Genomic DNA, 22,189 nt, shown 5'->3' with positions numbered 1-22,189 from the left:
ACCGGCGAGCTTGCGCAGGAACACTCCACCGAGACAGAGGAGAGCAGCTCATGCTGCCCAGAATCAAGTCCGGCCAGCATCCGCCCGACGACGCCGGGCCGGACAGCGCGGCGTTACGGGACGGCCCCCACGCGGCCGGTCCGGACGCTCCCCACGCGGCCGCCCCGCACACTTCCCGCGTCGCCGGGCGGGCCCGGCCGAGCCTGGTCGCGTCCGTCGCCGGATGGTCCGCCCGGCACCGGGCCGCGGCGATCACCGGGTGGCTCGCGCTGGTCGTGCTGGCCGTTCTCGCCGGCGCCATGGCCGGCGGCGAGGAGGCCCGTTCGGTCGACCCCGGCGAGGCCGGGCGCGCGCAGGAGTGGGTGCGGACGCAGCACAGCGGCGACTCCATACGGGAGAACGTGCTGGTCCGCTCGCGGGACACCGGGGAGACCCGGCGGTTCGCCGACCACGCCGAACTGCGCGCGGCCACCGCCGACCTCGTGGCCGAGCTGCGCCGGGCGCCCGGGGCGGTACGGGACGTGGGCTCGCCACTCGGCGCGCACGGCGCGCGCTGGCTCTCCCGGGACGGCCGCGCCGGCCTCGTCACCTTCGAAGTGGCCGGACCCGACGAGGAGTTCAGGGCGCACTACGCGGCCGTCGAGCGCGCCGTCGACCAGGTGCGGGAGCGCCATCCGCGGGTCAGCCTGGCGCAGGCGGGTGACCACAGCCTCTCCGAGGCGATCAACGACGGGATCAAGGACGACCTCAGGACCGCCGAGGCCACCTCCCTCCCGCTCACCCTGCTGATCCTGCTCGTCGTCTTCGGCTCGCTGATCGCCGCGGGGCTGCCCCTGCTGCTGACGGCGACGACCGTGGTGGCCGCCTTCGGCCTGCTGCGACTGGTCACCCGGTGGGTGCCGTTCAACAGCGCGGCCTCCGCCATCGTGCTGCTCATCGGCATGTCCGTGGGCATCGACTACGCGCTGTTCTCGCTGCGCCGGGTGCGCGAGGAGCGGGCCGCCGGGCACGACGTGCGCACCGCGCTGGGCATCACCGCGCGCACCTCGGGGCACGCCATCGTGGCCTCCGGGCTGACCGTCATGGCCTGCGTGGTCGGGCTCCTGTTCACCGGCGTGGACGTCTTCAAGGGGCTGACCGCCGGCACGGTGCTGGTGGTCGGGCTCGCGGTGGTCAGCGCCGTCACGGTGTTGCCCGCGCTGCTCGCGGCGCTCGGGGACCGGGTCGACCGGGCCCGCGTCCCGTGGCTCGGCAAGCGCCGGATCGCCGCGCGGGAGTCCCGGCTGTGGGGCCGGGTGGCGCGGGCGGTCGTACGGCGGCCCCTGCTGACCGGCGCGAGCGCGGCGCTCGCCCTGGTCGTCATGGCGCTGCCCGCGTTCGGAATGCGGCTCCAGGACGCCGCCGTGACCGCGAGCCTGCCGCCGGGCACCTCGGTCGCGGTGGACGCCGCCAACGAGGTGCAGCGCGCCTTCCCCGGGGCCGCCACCTCGGCCCGGGTGGTCATCGCGCGCACGGACGGCTCGGCGGCCGACACCCCCGCCGTGCGCGCCGGCGTCGACCGCCTGCACCAGCGGGCCGCCGCCAGCGGCGGCGCCCTGCGCGAGCCGATCACGGCGGTGCCGGTCGGCGACGTGCTGGTGGTCCGGGTGCCGCTGGCCGGCGCCGTTACCGACCCGGTCGCCAACCGGGCCCTCGCGACCCTGCGCGAGCGGGCGCTGCCCGCCGCCTTCGGCACGGTGCCAGGCGTCGACTACGCGGTGGCGGGCAAGACCGCCATGCCCCACGACTTCGCCGATCGGGTGCGGGACCGAACCCCGTTCGTCTTCGCGTTCGTCCTCGGCCTCGCGTTCCTGCTGCTCGCGGTGGTCTTCCGGTCCTGGACCGTTCCGCTGGTTTCGATCCTGCTCAACCTGTTGTCGATCGGCGCCGCGTACGGGGCCATGGTCTGGGTGTTCCAGGACGGCCACCTGGAAGCGCCGCTCGGGTTCACCTCGTACGGCGGGGTGGTGAGTTGGCTGCCGCTGTTCATGTTCGTCATCCTGTTCGGGCTGAGCATGGACTACCACATCTTCGTCCTCAGCCGGGTCAGGGAGCGGTGGCTGGCGGGGGCGGAGCCGCACGCGGCGGTCGTCGGCGGCGTCGCCGTCAGCGCCGGGGTGGTCAGCAGCGCGGCCCTCATCATGACGGGCGTCTTCACGGTCTTCCTGACCCTGTCCGCCATCGAGTACAAGATGCTGGGCCTCGGCATGGGGCTGGCCATCCTCATCGACGCGACGCTCGTGCGCGGGGTGCTGCTGCCGGCGGCGATGTCCCTGCTCGGCGACCGGGCCTGGCACCCGCCGCGCGGACTCCACCGTCCCCGGCCCGTCCCCGCGCCCCGCGACCGGCCGGCGGTGCGGTAACGGGCCGGCGGCGCGGTGCCGGGCCCCGGCCGCCGGGTGGCGGGACCGCCCGGCGGCGGAGGCCGCTACCGGCGGCGGAAGGGGCCGGCCCGACGGGCGGGGCGGTGGGATGCCGGCTGACGGGCGGGGCGGAGGCGGCTGGGCGGAGGCCCCCGGCCCCCGGAGGGACGCGCCGCCGGGGTCTCCACCCCTGGTTAGAGGTGGTGATCGCCCTGTGGCCCGATGCTCGGAGCGGGGGCGCGACCCTAGCCTGGCTTCATCATGCGACGAACTGACGACCGGCTCCTGCCGGCCCTGCTGCTCGGCGCCCAGGTGGTCGTCTGGCCCGGCGCCGCGTGGCTGCGCGGCGGTGCCCCGGGCGGCGCCGACCTGCTCGCGGCGGCCCTGGTGGGCGGCCTGGTGACGGTCGCGCTGGCGATCCGCCGGGCCCGTCCGGTGCCCGTGCTCGTGCTGGTCGCCGCCGGGTGCGCGATCGGCGCGCAGCCGCTGCCGACCGGGGCGCTGGCCGTGCTCGGCAGCGCCGGCGTCGCGTTGGCGCTGTTCTCGGTCGCCGTCGAGCGGGAGGCCACCACGGCGTGGCTGTGCGTCGGCACGCTCGCCCTGTGGCAGCTCGCGCACGGCCTCAGCCTGCATGGGCTCGGCGACAGCCAGGGCCTCGACCTGGTGTGGACGGCCCTGCTGTACGCGGCGGCGATCGGCGCGGGCCGGTACGCGCGCCGGGCGCGGGCCGCGCGGCGGGCCGCCGAGGCGCGGCTGCGCCGGGCCAGTGCCGAGCGGCACCGGTTGCCGGCGGCCGAGCGGCGCCGCATGGAGCGCGAGTTGCACGACGTCAGCGCCCACCACCTCACGGCCGTGGTCGTCACGGTCGAGGCCGCGCTCGGGCTGCGCGAGCGCCGGCCCGAGCTGGCGCGGGAGGCGTTGACGTTCGCCGCCGAGACCGGTCGCGAGGTGACGCGGGCACTCGGCGCGGTGCGCGCGCCGGCGCCCTCGCCGCAGGGCCACCCGGCGCCTCGGGAGCGGCTGCGGGAGCTGGTGGCCGGCTTCCGTGCCCTCGGCCAGCCGGTGACGGTCGAGGCGGAGTCCCTGCCGGACGGCATGCTCGGCGACACCGCGTACGGCATCGTCCGGGAGGCGCTGACCAACGCGGTACGGCACGCCCCGGGCGCCGCCACCACGGTCCGGTGCGCGCACGGCGACTCCCGCACCGACATCGTGGTGCGCAACGCGCCGCCCGCCGCGCCCGGCCCCGGCACCCCGCCCGGCCGGGGCCTCGGTGGCGGGCGCGGCCAGCACCTGTTGCGCGGCCGGGCCCGGGAGGCGGGCGGCACGCTGACCAGCGGGCCGACGCGGGACGGCGGGTGGGAGGTGCGCGCGGTGCTGCCGGGGCGCACCTCGGCGGCGCCGGTGACGGCGGCCGTCCCGCGCTCGTACCGGGTGGCCCAGTACGTCACCGCCGTGGCCCTGTGCCTCCAGCCGCTGTTGCCCACCCTCATCGTCCGGGACGAGCCGACGTCCGCCGACGCGGGCGGCTCGGCCGGCGCGCTGTTCGCGCTGCTGGCCACCGCCCAGGTGCTGACGTTGTTGTGGCTGCGCCGGGCGCCACGGGCCACGCTCGCCGCGCTGCTCGCCCTCGCGCCGCTGTGGCCGGTGGCGATGGCCACGGGCGGGTACGCGGGGCCGGTGCTCCTGCCGCCGCTGCTTGGCACGCTCGCCACGGGCCTGGCGCTCGCCGCCGTGGCGGGGCGCGCCCCCGGACACGCCGGGCCGCTTCCGCGCGCCGGCGTACGGAACGGCCTGACCGGCGTGGGGGCGCTGGCCGGCCGGGCGCTGGCCCTGCCGCGCCGGGTCGTGCCGTTCGTGGCCGCCGGCGTGCACGCGACCGTGGCGCTCGCCGCTGTGCTCGCCGCCCGGCCCGCCGGTCGGGGTGATGCCGGTGGTGCCGGTGGTCACGCCGTCGGCGCCGGCTGGGCGCTGGCCGGGGTCGGCGCGGCCGGGACTGCGCTGGTGTGCGGCGCCGCCTGGGCCGGCGGCACCTGGTACGGCAGGCGGCGCCGGGTCGCGTCCGAGGCGCACCAGGACCGCGTCGCGGCCTGGACCGAGGAGGCCGTACGGGACGCCTGGGCCGAGCGGCGCCGTATCGCCGTCGGCCTGGAGACCACCGTGCTGGCCCGCACCGCCGACGTGGTCGAGGCGGCGGGGGCGGGCCGGCTCGCGCAGACCGCGGACCGGGCCCGCGACGCGCTCGCCGCCATGCGCGCCCTGCTCGACACGGTCCGCGTCGCGGAGGCCCGCGCCGAACGGCGTCCGCAACCCACGCTCCAGGCCCTCGACCTGCTCGTCCACCAGTGCCAGGCCACCGGTCGCCAGGTGCGGGCGCGGCTCACCGACCGGGTGCCCGAACGGCTGCCGGCCGCCGTGGACATCGCCGCCTACCGGGCCGCCGAGACCATCCTGCGGGCGGGCGGCGACGAGCCGGCCGAACTCGTACTCGACGCGACGGACCACGTGTTGACCCTCACCGCGACCGGCGTGCCCCACGCCACCCGGCCCGCGTCGCGCGAGCGTCTGGCGGCGCGGGCCGACGCCCTCGGCGGCGGCCTGACCGTCACCGGGCCCGACGCGCTCGTACTGCGACTGCCTCTCCCCGCGCCCCACCCCGCGCCCGCACCGGCGACGACCGGGCCGGGCGACGACCACCGCCCGCCCGCGACGCACGCCCCGCTCCCCGTGGCCGACTCCGCGCGGCCAGCCGGCGGCACCCCGCACCACGCCGGAGCCGCCCCGACCCGCCCACCCCACAGCGCTCAGCGCGCCGACGACGGACCGCGCCCCGCCACGGACGACCCGGGGCCGGCCGCCCGGGAGCAGGAGGAGAACCGATGACGCTCAGCGTGCTGGTCGTGGACGACCAGGCGGTCGTCCGGGCGGGTTTCGCCGCCATCATCGACGCCGAGCCGGACATGACGGTCGTCGGCGAGGCCGGCGACGGCGCTGCCGCCGTCAGCCTCAGCGACCGACTCGCACCGGACGTGATCGTGATGGACATCCGGATGCCCGGCATCGACGGCATCACCGCGACCCGGGTCCTGACCGGGCGCCAGGACCCGCCGCGCGTCCTCGTACTGACCACGTTCGACCTCGACGCCTACGTCTTCGAGGCGCTGCGCGCCGGCGCGTCCGGTTTCCTGCTGAAGGACGTGCGGGCCGCCGAACTGCTGGACGGCATCCGGGTCGTGGCGGGCGGCGAGAGTGTGCTGGCCCCCTCGGCCACCCGCCGGCTCATCGCCCACTACGCCACCGGCCCCCGGCCCGGCGGGGACGCGTCGGCCATCGGCCAACTGACCGCGCGGGAGCGCTACGTCCTCTCCCTGGTCGCCACGGGCCTGAACAACGCGGAGATCGCCACCGAACTCGGCATCGCCATCGGCACCGTCAAGTCCCACGTCAACGCGCTGCTGCGGAAGCTCGCGGTGCGGGACCGGGTGCAGGCGACGATCCTCGCGTACGACGTCGGCCTGGTCCGCCCGACCCCACCGCCTTCACCCGCCTGACCGCCCCCGCCCGCCTGACCGCCCGGGCCCCACCTCGCCACGGGCCGCCGCCGACCCGGACCGCCCGCGTACCGGCAGCACCACGCCCCCACCCAAGGAGAGCCGCACCATGCCCGAGACCACGCCGCCACACCCGTTCCCGCGCGCCGTACGCGACGCGCTCCGCAGCGTCTTCGCCCGCGTCTACCTCGCCGCCTGCGCGCTCCTGCTGATCTGGGCCCTCGTGGTGAGCCGGGCCGACAACCCCGACGCGTCGTTCGCCGGCGTCGTACCGCTGCTCGCCACCGCGCCGCTGAGCCTGATCCTCCTCGTACTGCCCGACCACGCGGCGATGCTCTACGTCGCCATCGGCACCGGCGCCCTGGTCAACGCCCTCCTCATCGGCTGGTGCGCCCGCGCCCTGCGCCGTGGACCACGCCACCCGGGCTGAACCGTCGCGGAACGAGGGGCCGTTCGACCCCGCCCGGTGTCCTGGCCGGCCCCGCCGGCGCCGCTCGGCCCGGACCGGTGGGCGCGGCGTCGGAAGGTGACGCACGTTCCGGGAGAAACGCTCGTGGCGTCCGATCACCGGGTACTCTCGCGGCAATTGCTGGGTGTCGGCTCCAGCCGGAGATTCCACGCGTGAGCACGCGTGGGCTGCCCCGTTCGCGTCGCCGTCCAGCACGGGTCCCCTCGCGGGGAAAGCGTCTCGGAGGTCGACGCATGCCTGGCTGGCTGTTCCGTCCCTTTCTCGTCGTGCTCTACGTCCTACCGCTGCTGACCGTCGTGTTGCTGTCCGCGCCGGCGTGGCTGACCTGGCCCTTCCTGCCCGCCGGGCGACAACGGGTCGTGCTGGAGGTCATCGACAGGCTGGTGCGGTGGACGCGTACGGTCATGGCGCACCACGCCGCCCCCACCCCACGGAGCCGGGGCGCCGCCACCGGGCCCTGAGCCGCCGCGTGCCGCCGGCGGCCCCGGCTCACGGTGCCGTGAGCCGCTTCTCCAACAGGGTCACGCCGTACGACCGGCCACCGTCGCCGTTCTTCGCCGCCCGCTCGCCGACCACGGCGTACCCCGCGTCCTCGTAATAGGCGCGCAGGCGGTCGTTGTTGGCCAGGCAGTCCAGGCGGCACAGCGTGCGCCCGTGGGCGAGGACGCGGCGCTCGGCCACCGCGAGCAGGTGGCGGCCCGCGCCGGGCGGGGCTGTCTGCCGGTCGACCACCAGGCGGTGCACGTAGCCGGCGACCGGCGGCTGCTCCCCCCACGCCGCCACGTCCTCCCACCACAGCTCCCACGCCCCGACGGTGGGGCCCGTCGGCCCGAGCGTGGCCAGCCACAACTCGCCCTCGCGCAGCCGCGCCCGGAAGTGTTCCGGGCCCAACTCGCCGGGCCGCCACTGCTGGATGCCCCGCGCGCGCTGCCAGCGCGCGGCGGCGTCCCGCAGGCGAACGAACTCGGTCACGTCACCCGCGTCGGCCCGCCGGAAGGACAGGGCCGCGAGGGGATCGGTCGTGTGCGACATGGGCCTGATCGTCCCCGACCCGGTACGCGGCCCGACCGGCGCCCCCCGCCTCCGCCCTCGCGCGCCGAACGCGCGCGCCCGCCGCGCCGAACTCGCCGCACGGGTAACGAATGGGCGGCGGGCGGGGTCGCTGCCCGGTCCGATCGTCGCGCCCCTGTGGCAAAGTCAGCCCCGGCGTCGGGCGCGGACCGCCGCGTGCGCGCGGGGGTCACGAGGGTGAGGGGGACCCGTGGGTCGGGTGATCGACGGTCGGTTCGAGCTGGTGGAACGGCTCGGCGGGGGCGGGATGGGCACGGTGTGGCGCGCCCGCGACCTGGCCCTCGACCGCGACGTGGCCCTCAAGGAGGTCCGCCCGCAGGACCCCGCGCTGGCCGAACACGACCCCGAGGGCGCCCGCCAGCTCCGCGCCCGCGTCCTGCGCGAGGCCCGAGCCCTGGCCCGGATCAGCCACCCCAACGTGGCGACGATCCACCACATCGTGGACGGCCCCGCACACCCCTACCCGTGGCTGGTCATGGAGCTGGTCCCGGGCGAGAACGTCGCCGACCGGCTGGCCCGGGGGACGCTCGCCCCGGCCGAGGCGGCGCGGCTGGGCCGGGGCGTGCTGGCCGGCCTGGTCGCCGTGCACGCGGCCGACATCCAACACCGCGACGTCAAGCCGGCCAACGTCCTCATCCGGCCCGACGGCCGCCCGGTCCTCACCGACTTCGGCATCGCGGCCATCCAGGGCTCCACCGTGCTCACCGCGGCCGGCTCGCTGATCGGCACCCCCGAGTACATGGCGCCCGAACGCGCCGCCGGCCAGGACGGCGACGCCACGGCCGACCTGTGGTCGCTCGGCATGATGCTGTACGTGGCCGTCGAGGGCCGCCACCCCCTGCGGCGCGCCAACACCCTCGCCACCCTCGCGGCCATCGTCGGCCAGGACGTCCCACCACCCACCCGCGCGGGCGCGCTGACGCAGCCGCTGCGCGCCCTGCTCGTCCGCTCCCCCGGCCACCGCCCCGACGCAGCCACGCTGGACCGCCTCCTGGCGGCAGCCGAGTCACCGTCCGGGCCGCCGTCCGAGCCACGGCCCGCGTCACGGCGCGCGCCGGCGCAGGCGGAGCCTGCGGCGGGCGGCGCGGGCGGTACGAGCGGTACGGGTGGTACGGGTGTCGGGGAAGCCACCCCTGCCGCGCCTTCCCCCGCCGCGCCCGCCCCCGCCGCGCCCACCGCCGCCGCGCCGACCGCCGACCGACAGGCCTCCACCGAACCCCCCACCCCCGGCACGCACCCGCCCTCCGCGACGGCCGACGCCCCCGCCAGCCCCGCCACGCACGCCACCCACTCCGCCCGCCCCTCCGACACCTTCGGGCCACCGCCCGCCCTCTCCACGCCCGCGTCCGGCGACTACCACCTCACCCCGCCCGCCGCGCGCCCGTCCGCCCCGCCCGCCGCACCGGCACCGCACCCGGCGTTCCTCGCGCCGGCCCCGCTACCCGCCCCGCCGCAGGGCCCGCCACCCACCGCGCCGCCCGCCGGCCGGCGCTCGCGCCGGGGCGCGCTGTACGCCGCCACGGCCGGCGCCCTCGCCCTCGCGGGCCTCCTCACCTGGAACCTGCTGCCCGACGGCGGCTCAGGCAAGGGCGGCGAACGGCCAGCCAAGGGTCGCCAGCCCACGACCGAACCCACGTCGCCCACCCGCGAGACCCCCGCCACGGTGGACGACGACAAGGGCACGGGCAAGAAGATCACCATCGGCGTCAAGTCCGACCAACCGGGCCTCGGCTTCCGCCGCCCCGACGGCAGCTACGCGGGGCTCGACGTGGACGTGGCGACGTACATCGCCACGGCACTCGGACACACCCCCGCCGACATCGTGTGGCAGGAGGTGCGCAGCAGCGACCGCGAGACCCTGCTGACCAGCGGGCGCGTCGACCTCGTCGTGGCGACGTACACGATGACCGAGGCGCGCGAGAAGCGGGTCGACTTCGCCGGCCCCTACCTGACCGCCCACCAGGACGTACTCCTCCCCAGGTCCGACACCTCGGTGCGCGAGGCGTCGGACCTGGGCGGCAAGCGCGTCTGCACGGTCGCCGGCAGCACACCGGCCCAGCGCCTGCGAACGGACATCGCGCCCCAGGCGCAGGTCGTGGAGTACGAGTCCTACGCGCGCTGCGTCGACGCGCTGGACCAGGGCTCGGTGGACGCGGTCACCACCGACAACGCGCTGCTCGCCGGATACGCGTCCCTGCGCCCGGGCGCCTACCGCCTCGCGGGCCTGTCCCTGTCCAACGAGCCGTACGGAGTGGGCCTGGCCAAGGACAGCCCGCTGACGGGCGAGGTCGACAAGGCGTTGAAGAAGATGGTGGACGACGGCTCGTGGGACAAGGCGGTCCGCAAGAACGTGCCGCTGCTGAAGCCGTGACGACGGACGAACGCCCGTACGCGCGGCTGCCGTTGGCTGACGGAAGCCATGTCCCACCCTGTGATCCGGAATGAGGAGAACTACGGTGCGTAGTGCGACGGTCGCGCAGCCGTGCGTAGGCTGACACGCGGCTCGTATCTCACCGTCGTTGACGGGAAAAGAGGTTGCGCATGTCCGCCCGCCCCCGTGACTTGACCCCCGACAGGTCCGCCCGACACCTCTTCGGCGCGGAGATGCGCCGACTCCGCGAGGCGGCGGGCATGTCCCTTGATGCCCTGGGGGAGGTGCTCAAGTACGGCAAGAGTTCGCTGCATCGCTTCGAGACCGCCCAGACGATGGTCCCGCCCGATCTCCCGACCAAGCTGGACACCGCGTTCGGCACGGACGGACTGTTCGGCAAGCTCTACGAGTTGGCCCGCAAAGAGGTCCATCCGGACAGGTACCGGCGGCGCATGGAGTTGGAGGCGCAGGCGCGGGTCATCAACGAGTACGCCGGACACGTCGTGCCGGGGCTGGTGCAGACGGACCCCTACGCCCGGGCTCTGTTTCGTGTGAGCAACCCTCAGGCGATCCCGGAGGAGATCGAGGACAAGGTCTCGGCCCGACTGAGCCGACAGGCTCTGCTGCGCGCGGAACCCCCACCAGAGTTGTCCATCATTCTCGATGAGACGGTACTACGTCGTGTGGTGGGTGGACCTGCGGTCATGCGCGAGCAGTTGGCAACTCTGCTGCCGCTGGTGGACGGGCCGGCAACCGTCATTCAGGTCATGCCCTTCTCCCATGGGGCGCACGCGCTACTGGGTGGCTCACTGACGCTGATGACCCTGGAGAAGGGCGCTGTCATCGCGTACGAGGAGAGCATCGATACGGGAAACCTGTTGGAAGACCCGATCGAGGCCACCGCACGTCGCCGGGCCTACGATCGGATGAGGGCTCACGCTCTATCGCCCACAGATTCCGCGGCTCTTATCCGCTCGACGATGGAGGCACTGCCACATGAGCATCACACCCGGACCTGATGCGGGCACCGTATGGATCAAGTCCAGTCACAGCAACGGTGGAGGCGGCAACTGCGTCGAGTGGGCGCCCTCGGCCGCCGCCAACGGCACCGTCCCCGTCCGCGACAGCAAGAACCCCGACGGCCCCACCCTGACCTTCGACACACAGGCGTGGGCGGCGTTCGTGAACGCCGTACAGCGGGGAGAGTTCGCCTAGTCACCCACCTCGTACCGGGGCCACCCGACGTCCCACCCGCTCCAGAAGAGGTCCCATGCTCCTCCTCCTGCGCAAGCACCACGGTCTGCTGATCGCCGTGGGAACCGTGTGCGTCGTCGTCAACGGTTCGGGGCTCGGGGCGCTGTGGTTCACCGGCGTCGGTCTGCTGCTGGGTGGCCTGCTGTTGCGGTGGTTCCTGACGCGGGCGCAGCGCCCGCCGAGGGGCGTCACCCCGCCCGTGGCCCTGGGCGCACCCGTGCGGGGCCACTGGGTGGCGCTGAACGGGCCCGCCACCAAGGTGCCCAGCCACACCCACAGCCTGGCGCAGACGTACGCCATCGACCTCGTGCGCCGACCCGCGCCGGAGCCCGTCTGGGTGTGGCCGATCGCGCGCCGCCCGGCTGCCTACCCGGCGTACGGGGAGCCGCTGCTCGCGCCGGCCGACGGCCGGGTGGTGGCCGCCGCCGACGGGCAGCGCGACCACCTGTCCCGCACCTCGCTCGCCGGCCTCGGCTACCTGTTGGTGGAGGGCTTCGTGCGTTCCCTGGCCGATCCCCGCCACATCCTGGGCAACCACCTCGTGCTCGACCTCGGCGACGGTACGTACGCCGTCTTCGCCCACCTGCGGCGGCGCTCGCTGCGGGTGACCGTGGGCGAGCGGGTCGCGGCCGGCCAGCCGCTGGCCGAGTGCGGCAACTCGGGCAACTCCTCCGAGCCCCACCTGCACTTCCAGCTCATGGACGGCCCCGACCTCACCTCGGCCCACGGCCTGCCGTTCACCTGGCGGTACACCGACGACGACGGCCGCGAGCAGGTGGGCGTGCCCGCCGACCGCACCCGCTTCACGGCCGCCGCCCCCGGCCCCCGTTAAGCCGCTTGCCAGCCCGCCGCCCCGCTCCTACGGTGACGCGGTGACGACTCAGGTGATCGTGCTCAACGGCGGTTCCAGCTCGGGCAAGACGCGGCTCGCGCGGACTCTGCAGGAGGTGTTGCCCGAGCCGTGGTTGCTCATGGCGGTCGACTCGCTCATCGAGGCCATGCCGGCGTCCCTGCAGAACGCCGGCGAGGGAATCGAGTTCGCCGACGACGGCGGAGTCACCCCCGGGCCACGGTTCCGGGAGCTGGAGGCGGCCTGGCAGACCGGGGTGGCCGCGATGGCGCGGGCCGGCGCCCGGGTGATCGTCGACGATGTCTTCCTCGGCGGCCCGGCCTCCCAGGAGCGGTGGCGGCGGGCGCTGGCCGGGTTGGAGGTGCTGTGGGTGGGCGTCCGCTGCGCCCCCGAGGTCGCGGCCAGTCGCGAACTGGCGCGCGGCGACCGCGTGCCGGGCATGGCCGCCGCGCAGGCCCACCTCGCGCACCGGGGCGTGGCGTACGACCTGGAGGTGGACACGACGCGTAGCGGGTCCGAGGAGTGCGCGCACGCGATCGCCGCGCGGCTCGGGTAGACAGCACCCCACGGCCCCACGGCCCCACGGCTCCGGTCCGGGCGCCGGCCCGCCCCTACCCCCGCTTGTCCAGCACCAACGCCGTGTACCCCACCTCCCGGCTCGCCGCCACGTGGGCCCGGATGACGGGGCACAGGGCCTGCCAGTCGGCCGGGGTGAACTCGCGCAGGCTCGGCCAGCGGGTGCGGAAGGCGAGGCGGCCGGGGCGAGTGGACACGACGGCTCCCACAGTGCCGATGAGGCGGGCCGAGCGGCGGACGACCGGGCGGGTCCAGTCGTGTACGGCGCGGACCTCGAAGCCGGCCTTGGTGGCGCTGGCCAGGTAGCGGTCGAGCCGCTCGAAGTCGTCGAACTGCCAGGACGCGCGCACCAGGCCCCGGGGGTCGAGCTGGTCGATCCGCGCGGACCGTTCGTCGGGCCAGGTGAAGTCCACGAGGACGAGCCGGCCCCCGGGGCGCAGCACGCGGTGGCTCTCGGCGAGGAAGGCGTCCCGCCCCTCGGGGCCGAAGTGGAACGCGGCCTCCAGGCAGTGCACCCGATCGAAGGAACCGTCCGCGAACTCCGTACCGCCCGCCTCGTCGGGCAACCGGGTCACGTCCGCGACGGCGAAGGACACCCGGGGCCGGTGCCCGAACCGCGCCCTGGCCAGGGCGATCTGGCGCTCGCCGAGGTCGACGCCGAGGGCCCGGCAGCCGGCGTCGGCGAGCCGGGCGGTGGTGTAGCCGCGCCCGCAGGCGGCGTCGAGGACCAGGTCGCCGGGTGCCGCGTCCAGGAGCGCCAGCGACCGCCGTACGAGCGCCCGCTGGAAGTACCCACCGCCGCCCACGGCGGCGGGGAGCGTGGGCAGCGTGAAGTAGCCGACGTTCAACAGGTCGCCCCAGCCCACGTGTTGCAGGAACCTGAGGAAGATGTTGCCCTCGCCGTACCCGTCACCCGCATGCGCATCAGCACCCATGTCACACTCCCGACTACCACGAAATCCCGCCTGACCAGCCAGCGAGCATGGCACAGTCACCGGCCACCGGCGGCGTTCCCCGAGGTCGGCGCGGACACGTTCGTACGGGGCGGGTTGACCGGGGGCCACCCGCCCCGGGCCCGCCGCACCCCGCGGTCAGCGCCCGCCGTCCCCTCCACGGCGAGCGCTGACCGCCTTTCCTCGTGCCGGTCGCGGGCCGGCGGCCCCTGCTCCGCCAGGCCCGCTGACCGGCGGGCGCCCCGCGCCGTGGGCCGCCGGGGGCGGCCGGCCGGGCGGGGGCTCGTTGAGCCCGGGTGGGCTCGTTCTGTGGGGCGCGGGCGACGCGGGGTCAGCCGGCGCCCTTGGGGTGGGGGCGCGCGGCGCGTTCCGGCGGCGCGCGCCCGGTTACAGCATCGAGGTCTCGCCCGGGCTCGGGCCGGGGGTCGACCGGTCGGGCACCCGCAACTTCTCGTCCACCACGGCCACCTCAAGCAGCGCCGACTCCGTGGTGCCCAGGTAGGTCAGGGTGTGCGGGTCGAAGACCCAGGTCGTCGGGGACGACGGGGGGAACCGGAAGGTCAGGCCGACGCCGTGGCGGCCGGCGCCGTCCCGTACGTCCTCCTTGACGGTGGTGCCGGGGAGCCGACCGGCGGCGCGCAGCAGCGCCGCGTTGAGGTTGGGCTCCAGGGTGGTCGTGTCGATCACCTCGTTGATCAGCTCGAAGACCGCCTCGTCCCGGCTCGGCCCCTGCCCTCCGGTGTCCTCGTAGAGCTTGCTCAGCAGCAGGTCGGGGTCGGTGGGCAGGGATCCCAGGCGGGTGAGGGGCCACGGCGGTGGGGCGTCGTTGGTGCCCGTCATGCTCTGGCTCGTGGGCTCGTAACGGCTCCGCGGGGCCTCGCCCCTCGTGACGGGGGTGACCCGGATGACCCCGCTCGTCTCGGCCCGCGCCGCGTACCAGTCCTCGCGCTGGCCGAAGCCGCGCAGCCCGAAGCCGAGGACCTGGCCGTCCCCGAGGTGTCGGACGTAGACGTACTGGTCCGGGCGGACGGTGACCGGTGGGCGGCCGGCCTGCGCCGCCGCGGCCTGGTCCAGCAGGTGGACCGCCGACGGCTCGTCGCTGACGCTGACGGCGTGCGGCGACGTGTCCTGGCCGGCGGTGCGGACGAGGACGGCGACCACGGCCGTCGTCACCACCACCACGATCGGCACCACCACGGTGGTCAACCGGCGCCAGCGCGGCCGGTGGCGCGCGCACGGTGTCTCCTCGACCGCCAACTGCCGGCCGATCTCCCGTACGATCCCCTCCCGCAGCTCGCGATGGCGGTCCGGGGCGAGTCCGGGCACGTGGGGGGTCGGCAGCAACACCGCCAACTCCTCGCACTCGCCCGCCTCGTCTCCCTTCCGCGGAAAGGCGCTCATGGGTTCCTCTCTTCCGTGACCCCGCGCCCGGAGCCGGCCGCGCACGGGCCGACCACCAGGGGCCTCGGCTCGGGCGGGCGGACGACGGCCCGCGGGGGCTTTCTCCTCAGTTCGGCCTCGGTGAGCTTGCGCAGCCGCTTGCGGGCGCGCGAGAGCCGGGAGCGCACGGTGCCGACCGGCACGCCGAGCGCGTTGGCCACCGTGGTCGAGTCCAGGCCCTCCCACACGCACAGCGTGACCACCTCGCGCTCCAGGCGGCGCAGCCCGGCCAGGGCCCGGCGCGCGGCGGCCAACTCCTCGCTGTCCACCATCCGCTGCGCCACCTCGTCCGCGAAGTCGGGCACCGCGTCGCCCACCGGGAGCCGGGCGAGCGCGTTACGGTGCCGGCGCGCGGCCCGCGCGGTGTTGCGCAGGACGTTCGTGGCGATCCCGAGGAGCCACGGGTGCAGGTGGTCGTCGCCGTCGGGGAGCACCCGTTCGCGCAGCCGCCACGCCTCCAGGAAGGTCAGGGACACCACGTCCTCGGCGGTGGCCCAGTTTCCGGTCAGCCGCAGGGCGTGCCGGTGGACGGCCGTCGCGTGGTCGTCGAACAGCCGCCGGAACGCGTCCGGTTCCCCGTCTCGCACCCGCGCCCGTAATGAATGCTCCACACCCTTCACCTGTCCGACCGCCCGACCGCGTTCGCGTGATCCGGGTCACACCGGCCCGCGCGCGGTCGGACGGCCGGTCGTCGGCCGCCCGGGTAGCGGCCAGAGGGCGCTCGGACGACGGACAAAGGCCGCTCGGGCCACGGACAGCGGGTGCTCAGGTGGCGGGGCCGATGCCGAACGGGCTCACGGCGTACGCGCACTCCGTGTACGTGTAGCCGGGCTCGATGCGCGCCGTGTCGGTGCCGGATGAGTTGCTGGTGCCCTGCGACTTGTGCAGGAAGTACGTGGTGCCGACGGGCAGCGACAGCGTGCGCTGCGGGTAGCTCTTTCCGCTCTGGCACGCCTTGTCGCGCGCCTGCGCGCGGTTGGCGTACGTCGTGCAGCCGTCGCACGCCGAGAGCGTGAACCTGCCGGTGACCGGGCCCGTGTAGAGAATCTCGACCGCGTTCGGGCTGTCGTTCTTGACCGTGACTCTCACGCCGCCACCGGAGGCCGTCGTCGGCAGCCGCTTGCCCGCGTCGGGCAGCTTCTTGGCGATCTCCGCGGCGATGGCGATCTTCTGCGCGCGCGGCCGGTTCCCGTCGTCGCGGTAGGTGCGGGCGAAGTCGTTCATCGTCGTCAGGGCCGCGTCGAACCGGCCGTCCTGGTACTGGTCGACGCCGCACGCGTAGGTGCCGGCGCGCACGTGCCCGCTCGCCGCGCCCGCGTCCCGGGTCAGCGCGGCGGACCCGGCGCCGGCCGCCTTGGCCAGCGTGCCGGCCTGGACGCTGAGGGTGCGCAGGTTGGTGACGGCCGTGCACGGCTCGGCGCCCTTGATGCCGCCGGCCGCCGTGCTGATCGCGGCGCTCACGGCCGGTTCCACCCTCGCCGCCGGCGCGGAGTCGGGGAAGTCGGCGAGCAACTCGCCGAGGTGCTTGGTCTTGCCGCCGTCGGCGGACGCCTGGCCGAGCCCGCTCACCCCGCACTCGTACAGCGAGTTCGCCAGCCGGTCGTCGGGCCAGCCGGTCAGTTTGCCCAGGTGCCGCTCGTCGACGCGCCGCGGAACGGTCCGCAGGAACGTGAGGGGCTCGATCGCCGCGCAGAAGTCCCTGCGGTCGTACGTCGCCCCCACGCTCTCGTAGTACGTCTTCATCCGCTCCGGCACGCGCTTGGCGGCCCGCGAGCCGGGGTGGTCGTCGGTGAGGGCGGCGTAGCCGTCCAGGGCCCGGCGGTAGTCGGCCTCGGCCGCGTCGAACGGCTGCCCGGCCCGCGCGCTGACCAGCTCGTCGGCCTCCGCGAGGCGGTCGAGCAGCATCTCCTCGGTGGCCTCGTCGCGCGCGCTGTCGTACGCGAGGTAGCCGCCGCCCGGCGCGGCGAGCAGCGCCAGGCCGAGCAGCACGGCCACGGCCGCGCGCGGCGGCCAGGCGAGCGGCCGACGCAGCCCGAGGAACGCGCCGTGCGCGGCAGCCGCCGCCAGTACCACCAGGTACCCCGCGACGACGCCACCGGCCACGCCGTCCGGCTCGGCCGGCAGCGCCAGCAGGAGCAGCCCGGCCGTGGCCGCCCAGCACGCGGCGACCGCCCACCACACGCGCAGCAGGGCGTAACCGACGCCGAGACCACTGAGGTTGAGCAGCCCCACGGCCACCGCCCGCAGCGGAACGGGCGGCCCGGGCGGCGCCGGCGGCACGGGCGGCGCGCCGAACGGTGGCGGCGGCGCGCCGGCGGGCCCCGGCGGCAGCGCGGACAGATACAGCGTGGGCCGCTCCCCGACCGGCCGGTCCTCGGGCGGGGGCGCGGCGGGCGGCGGGGGCGCGGGCCAGCCCGGGGGCGCTCCCGGGGGCGGTGGTGGCGGCGCGGCGCCGTAGGCGGGTGGGGCGCCGTAGGCGGGTGGGGCGGGGGGCGCGGGCGGTGGTGCGGCGCCGGGTGGCTGGGGCGGGGACGCGGGGGGCCCTGCCGGCTCCCCGGCACCCTTGTCTCTGCCGGCCGCGTCGCGCTCTTCCCACACCATCGACGTACCCCCCTGGGACGTTGCTGCCGTACGCCCGGCCGGCCGACCGCCGCCGCGCCGCGCCCGCGGCCACGACACCAACCCACCCCACCGGACCGGCCCCGTTCGGACCCCGCCCGCCCGGCCCCCTGCCGGACGCGCGGCGCGTACGACCCTACGGGGCACGCGGTCGGACGAACAGCCCGTTGGAAGGTCAACTCGGTCTGGCGGACGAGCACTTGGCCGGACGGAGCGCGGCGGGTCGCTGCGCGGGGCGACACGCGGCGGGTCGGCTCGGCTCGCGGCAGTCGACGCGGCACGCGGCGGGTCGGCGTTGGTTGGCCGGGGCGGGAGATGTGGCGGCCGTACCATGCGTGCCCTGCATGTGCCGGCATGTGGACACCGCGATTTCGGCCAACTTCCCGTTATTCGCGCGCTCTTGGGCGTGACAGAGCGCTAGCGTGAGGCGTCGAAGGAGCGGACCTACGCCCGCGCGTACACGGGTGAGGCGGGTCCGTACGTCCATCGTCAGCGGAGCAGACGGTGCGCGCCGCGACGCGGCGACGCCGCACGCGCGCGGCGGAAGCCAGCGGGGCACGGCCCGGCCCCGGCGGGGCGGGGCGGCCCGTGGGCTCGGCCCTCGTCCGGACGCGCCCGGACCGCCCGGCCGCGCTCGGTGCCGAAGGGGCCGCGCCGGGCATGCGCCCGTACCGGCTCCCGACGCGCGCGTCGAACGCGGTTGAGGCGGCGGCGGGGCGGGGACTCCGTGACGTCAGCGGGACAGAGGGGGAGCGGATGACGCAGCGGCATGACGAGCAGGTGGCCAGAGTGCGGCCCAGTGGTCTCAAGAAGGGCGCGGTCATCGCGCAGTCGCTGGACAACCAGTGGGTCAACGCGGAACTGACCCGGGACATGATCGCGCGCGGCCGGTCGCTGAGCGAGGTCGACGACGTACGCGGCAAGGAGGTGCGGGCCGAGTACTTCCGCGGCCTCATCAACACGCGGCAGGTCGTCGCCAACCGCACCTACTTCTACAACAACGCGGCGATCAGCCGCGACTACCTGTACGACGACGCCGCTCGCCGGGCCCACCAGAAGCTCCTGGCCGACGGCTCCCTGGTCCCCTTCCTCCTGCACGAGCGGGAGCCGACCGACCGACCAACCAACGTCGACCTGGACGAGACGGCCTTCACCGCCTGGCAGGAGACCCTGGCGACGCTGCCCGCGACGGCCCGTATGACCTGCCTGCGGATGTCCTGGAACGACGAGCAGAACCGGTTGGACACGCAGAACGCCCTCTTCCGCCCCTTCGCCGCCCGGGTGCAGGCCCTGACCGCCAAGGACCTCCCGCTGCTGGCCCAGCAGGTCGGAGTGGAGGAGGAACGACTGCCCGCCTTCGCCCGCCGCATCGGCCAGGTCGTGGACCACAGCAACGAGCTGAGCGTCGAGGGGCGCCCGGTCACCCGCAACGTCCTGTACGAGCGGTTCGTCTCGGTGCCGGGCCGGCCGGTGTCGGAGGGCCGGTACGACCGGGACAAGCCGTTCGCCGGGGAGATCAAGCAACTGCTCGACCTGATCTACAACGTCAACCTCGCCGACGCCCTGAGCATGTATCCGCTGACGCCGGGCGGCAGCCTGCAGCGTGTCGCGCTCCAGGAGTGGCGGGACCTCCGCGGCTCCTCGTCCCCCTCGGGGGCGGGCCGGGTCATCGAGGACCCGGACGAACTCTCCGAGCTGCTGCGCTTCCTCCAGCGGCAGGCGTTCAGCACGGTGCAGGGCGGCCTCACGCCGGCCGAGCTCGACGTCCTCGAACTCGGTGACATCGCCACGCTGCGGGAGACCGGCGCGTGGAACGCGTACATCACCGCCTTCGACCACCTCCTCGCGGACCCGGCCACCTTCGGCGACCGCGTGGGGCTCGTCTTCGACCGCTACATCGCGCTCAACCGGAAGATCGTCGAACTGGCGGCGGCCCGGCGTGGCGGCCACTCCGCGTCCTGGTCCCCGGTGGTCGAGGTGGTCGTCAACGTCGGGGGCTCGGTCGTCACCGCCGTCACCGGCGACGAGAGCTGGTCGCTGACCGGCGCGCTGGGCGCCACCGCGCTGGACACGTACGGCGGTTCCGTGCGGCTCGTCCTCCGCAACCGGATCGCCGGGCGCCGCGAGCAGAAGTTCGCGCGCGAGATCGCCACCGTACGGCTGGAGACGCTGGCCGCGTGGCAGCGCTTCCAGGACCTGGTGGAAAGGCTCCCCGGCTACCGCGAGGTCGCCCCGAACCCGGGCGCCAACAACTCCACCACCATGCGGGACGACCTGGAGTACTGAGCCCCAGGGCCGGCCCACTGTGGGAGGGGGCCGGCCGTCGGGCGTCCGCGCGGTCGGGGCGCGTGGTCGGACGCACGGGGGACGCGCTGTCGGCCGCCCGGAGTTGGCACGAGCGGCGGACGGCGGACGTCCGCTCGGCGGACACTGGGTGCGGAACGACGTCCGCCACGAAAGGCGCCATGAACCGCTACGACCGGCTGCGCGCCGAGCGCCCCGACCTGTTCGTCAACAGCCCGGACGGGATCGACCTCCTGCTGTCCCCCGAGGCGGTCGAGGCCGCGCGACGCGGCGCCGGAGCCGCTCCCGACACGCCGGTCGGCGTCGTCTACGAGGACTCGTACGTGACCGTCGTACGCGACGCGGTGCGCTTTCCCGACGGTGCGCACGGCCTCTACCTGCGCGTTCTGCCCCGCGCCACGGACCCGGGCGTGGTCGTCCTGCCGCTCCTGCCCACCGGGCGCGTCGTCCTCGTCGAGCACTACCGGCACGCCACCCGGGCCTGGCACTGGGAGGTTCCGCGCGGCATGGGCGAGCCCGGCGCGACCGGCGCCGACAGCGCCGCGCGCGAACTGCGCGAGGAGATCGGCGCCCGGGCGACCGAGCTGGTCCCGCTCGGCGACGTCCACCCCGACACGGGCCTGTTGGGCAGCCGCGTCCAACTCTTCGCCGCCCGCGTCCCCCACCCCACGCCCGCCACCACCCCGTCGCCCGGGGAGGCGACGGACCGCGAGCCCGGCGACGGCCGGCAGGACGAGGGGCAGCGGGGTGAGGGGCAACAGGGTGAGGGGCAGCGGGACAGCGGCGGTGACGTCCGAAAGTACGGCGGCCAGCCGTACCCCGGCGCGCGGGACGTCGCCGAGGGCATCCGGCGCATGATGACGGTCTCGTACGCCGCCCTGGGGGAAATGATCGCCACCGGCGCCGTCACCGACGCCTTCACCATCGCCGCGTACACCCGCGCCCGCCTGGCCGGCCTCCTGGATGCCCCCGCCCCGCCCACGCCCGCGAGCGCCGACGGCGGCTGACGGCCGACCAGTCCGGCGCGCTCCGGCAGACGAGCGGACGAACAGACGAACAGACGAGCGGGAGGGGCGGCCGACGGCCTCGGCACGCCGGCGTCGGCGCGCGACGGCAGGGGCCGCGCCCGGAGAACGGGCCCGTCCGCGCGGTGTTCTCCCCTCCCTCACGCCACTGAAGAGCGCGTGAACGATCGCACTACTCACTCGATCGGCCCACCCCTGTGGATAGACTCTCGCGAGCTCACAGAAGACGCAGGGGAGGCGAGCGGTATGGCTCAGGCGAGGAAGATCGCTACCTACATACTTGTCGTCTTCGTGCTGTACACGATCATCAACTCCCCGGCGCGGGCCGCCGAGCTCGTCCAGATCGGGTTCGAGGGCATCTCGGACGCGGCCAAGGGCATCGGCGACTTCATGACCGAGCTGGTCAAGTGACCGGTCGGGCAGCGGACCGCCCGACCACGACCACGACCGCCCGACACCCACCACCCGCGTCAGCCGCCGCCACGCACCCACCACCCGCGTCATCCGTACGGAGGGCAACCCAGTGATCCGTCATCTGGTCCTGTTCAAGCTGAACGAAGGCGTCTCCCGCGACGAGGAGCGCGTGGTCGCCGGCGTGAAGGCGTTCCAGGAGCTGGACGGGATCGTCCCCGAGTTGACGTTCTGGGAGTGCGCCTGGAACATCACCGACCGGCCCATCGCGTACGACTTCGCCATCAACTCGGCCGTCGCCGACCGGGACGCGCTCACCCGCTATCTCGAACACCCGGCCCACCAGGCCGCCGCCGCGCGGTGGCGCGAGTTCGCCACCTGGGTGATCGCCGACTACGAGTTCTGAGCGACTTGCTCCGTACGACCCGCAGCCCCCCGCCACACGGCGGGGGGCTGTTCGCCGTCTGGGGCAGCGGAAGCGGGCCCCGCGTCGGCCGCCGCGCGCGTCAACTCACCCATCAACACGGAGCTATGCGGTGCTTGCACACAGCGGACATGTCTTGTGATGCTATGACCGCTTTTGCCGGATGATTGGGTTGGGACGACCTGAAGGGTGGCGTGACCGTGACGGCCCGTACTGCACCCAAGGCCCCACCCCAGGCCGGCACCGGCGAGCGCGCGGCCCGCGCCGAGCCCACGACCGCCCCCGCGCCCGACCCAGCGACCGATCCCGCACCCGCGCGGGACGCCGCCACAGCCGCGCCCCCCGCCGCCGACCCACCCGCCAGCGCCACCACCCCGGCCACCCCGCCCCACCCGGACGCCCCCGCTTCCGCTCCCGCTCCCGCTCCCGCGAGCGAGCCCCCCGCTGACCAGGGCCGCCCGGAGCGCGC

Annotated in this window: 19 protein-coding genes; 14 read left to right on the top strand and 5 right to left on the bottom strand. The window is 75.3% G+C overall.

All coding sequences use genetic code 11. From position 1 onward, the window contains the following. Positions 1–50: 50 nt before the first annotated feature. The 5 genes from H7H31_RS17325 (at position 51) to H7H31_RS17305 (ending at position 6,883) form a co-directional block, all read left to right on the top strand. Entirely contained in the window at positions 51–2,402 is a 2,352-nt protein-coding gene (locus H7H31_RS17325) for an MMPL family transporter (protein ID WP_187062801.1), read from the top strand. Between the two features lie 261 nt (positions 2,403–2,663). After that, entirely contained in the window at positions 2,664–5,285 is a 2,622-nt protein-coding gene (locus H7H31_RS17320) for a histidine kinase (RefSeq protein ID WP_187117958.1), read from the top strand. After that, positions 5,282–5,953, top strand: a complete 672-nt coding sequence (locus H7H31_RS17315) for a response regulator (protein ID WP_187059527.1) — start codon at positions 5,282–5,284, stop codon at positions 5,951–5,953. The genes H7H31_RS17320 and H7H31_RS17315 overlap by 4 nt, the downstream gene beginning before the upstream one ends. 109 nt (positions 5,954–6,062) lie before the next feature. Next, a complete protein-coding gene (locus H7H31_RS17310; protein WP_187059794.1) occupies positions 6,063–6,383 on the top strand; it encodes an SCO4225 family membrane protein in 321 nt (106 codons plus the stop codon). Between the two features lie 272 nt (positions 6,384–6,655). Continuing rightward, positions 6,656–6,883, top strand: a complete 228-nt coding sequence (locus tag H7H31_RS17305) for a hypothetical protein (RefSeq protein ID WP_187059793.1) — start codon at positions 6,656–6,658, stop codon at positions 6,881–6,883. 28 nt (positions 6,884–6,911) lie between these two features. Here the strand turns inward: H7H31_RS17305 and H7H31_RS17300 are convergent, their stop codons facing one another. Further along, the gene (locus H7H31_RS17300; RefSeq protein ID WP_187059792.1) at positions 6,912–7,454 is read right to left on the bottom strand and encodes a GNAT family N-acetyltransferase; all 543 of its coding nucleotides are present in this window, start codon (positions 7,452–7,454) and stop codon (positions 6,912–6,914) included. A gap of 286 nt (positions 7,455–7,740) precedes the next feature. On the opposite strand from H7H31_RS17300, the gene H7H31_RS17295 reads away from it, so the two are divergent. The 5 genes from H7H31_RS17295 to cpt all read left to right on the top strand — a co-directional run bounded on the left by H7H31_RS17295 (position 7,741) and on the right by cpt (position 12,524). Further along, the gene (locus tag H7H31_RS17295; RefSeq protein ID WP_232110317.1) at positions 7,741–9,864 is read left to right on the top strand and encodes a bifunctional serine/threonine-protein kinase/glutamate ABC transporter substrate-binding protein; all 2,124 of its coding nucleotides are present in this window, start codon (positions 7,741–7,743) and stop codon (positions 9,862–9,864) included. Positions 9,865–10,034: 170 nt separating this feature from the next. Continuing rightward, positions 10,035–10,883 (top strand): helix-turn-helix domain-containing protein, encoded by an 849-nt coding sequence (locus H7H31_RS17290; RefSeq protein WP_187061108.1) that lies wholly within the window; start codon positions 10,035–10,037, stop codon positions 10,881–10,883. Next, positions 10,861–11,079 carry a DUF397 domain-containing protein gene (locus tag H7H31_RS17285; RefSeq protein WP_187061107.1) on the top strand — a complete coding sequence of 73 codons (219 nt, stop codon included), beginning with the start codon at positions 10,861–10,863 and terminating at the stop codon, positions 11,077–11,079. The genes H7H31_RS17290 and H7H31_RS17285 overlap by 23 nt, the downstream gene beginning before the upstream one ends. 55 nt (positions 11,080–11,134) lie before the next feature. Further along, positions 11,135–11,950, top strand: a complete 816-nt coding sequence (locus H7H31_RS17280) for a M23 family metallopeptidase (RefSeq protein ID WP_187061106.1) — start codon at positions 11,135–11,137, stop codon at positions 11,948–11,950. A gap of 40 nt (positions 11,951–11,990) precedes the next feature. Next, positions 11,991–12,524, top strand: a complete 534-nt coding sequence (gene cpt / locus H7H31_RS17275; protein WP_232109915.1) for a chloramphenicol phosphotransferase CPT — start codon at positions 11,991–11,993, stop codon at positions 12,522–12,524. A 55-nt stretch (positions 12,525–12,579) separates the two neighbouring features. Here cpt and H7H31_RS17270 read toward each other — a convergent pair whose 3' ends face one another. The 4 genes from H7H31_RS17270 to H7H31_RS17255 form a co-directional block, all read right to left on the bottom strand. Next, positions 12,580–13,479, bottom strand: a complete 900-nt coding sequence (locus tag H7H31_RS17270) for a class I SAM-dependent methyltransferase (protein WP_187061105.1) — start codon at positions 13,477–13,479, stop codon at positions 12,580–12,582. 405 nt (positions 13,480–13,884) lie between these two features. Continuing rightward, positions 13,885–14,898: a CU044_5270 family protein gene (locus H7H31_RS17265; protein ID WP_187061104.1), complete on the bottom strand. Its 1,014-nt coding sequence runs from the start codon at positions 14,896–14,898 to the stop codon at positions 13,885–13,887. Next, positions 14,895–15,548 carry an RNA polymerase sigma factor gene (locus tag H7H31_RS17260; protein ID WP_187061103.1) on the bottom strand — a complete coding sequence of 218 codons (654 nt, stop codon included), beginning with the start codon at positions 15,546–15,548 and terminating at the stop codon, positions 14,895–14,897. The genes H7H31_RS17265 and H7H31_RS17260 overlap by 4 nt, the downstream gene beginning before the upstream one ends. Before the next feature lie 154 nt (positions 15,549–15,702). Next, on the bottom strand, positions 15,703–17,175 hold the full coding sequence (locus tag H7H31_RS17255; protein WP_232109914.1) for a hypothetical protein: 1,473 nt from the start codon (positions 17,173–17,175) through the stop codon (positions 15,703–15,705). 1,137 nt (positions 17,176–18,312) lie between these two features. Here H7H31_RS17255 and H7H31_RS17250 point away from each other — a divergent pair. The 4 genes from H7H31_RS17250 (at position 18,313) to H7H31_RS17235 (ending at position 21,702) form a co-directional block, all read left to right on the top strand. Further along, positions 18,313–19,842, top strand: coding sequence for a hypothetical protein (locus tag H7H31_RS17250; RefSeq protein ID WP_187059871.1), 1,530 nt, complete (start codon positions 18,313–18,315; stop codon positions 19,840–19,842). Positions 19,843–20,021: 179 nt separating this feature from the next. Continuing rightward, positions 20,022–20,867 (top strand): NUDIX hydrolase, encoded by an 846-nt coding sequence (locus H7H31_RS33990; protein WP_187117957.1) that lies wholly within the window; start codon positions 20,022–20,024, stop codon positions 20,865–20,867. Between the two features lie 264 nt (positions 20,868–21,131). Further along, positions 21,132–21,296 (top strand): hypothetical protein, encoded by a 165-nt coding sequence (locus H7H31_RS17240; RefSeq protein ID WP_176162760.1) that lies wholly within the window; start codon positions 21,132–21,134, stop codon positions 21,294–21,296. Positions 21,297–21,408: 112 nt separating this feature from the next. Then, complete coding sequence (locus H7H31_RS17235) at positions 21,409–21,702, top strand: Dabb family protein (RefSeq protein ID WP_187059600.1); 294 nt, start codon at positions 21,409–21,411, stop codon at positions 21,700–21,702. The last annotated feature ends 487 nt before the right edge of the window (positions 21,703–22,189 follow it).

The organism is Streptomyces buecherae, from assembly GCF_014295035.1.
In the GTDB taxonomy this organism is placed as follows: Bacteria; Actinomycetota; Actinomycetes; order Streptomycetales; family Streptomycetaceae; genus Streptomyces; species Streptomyces youssoufiensis.
Note: the sequence above shows the minus strand (reverse complement) of the source record. Positions and strands in the feature narration are given on the sequence as shown.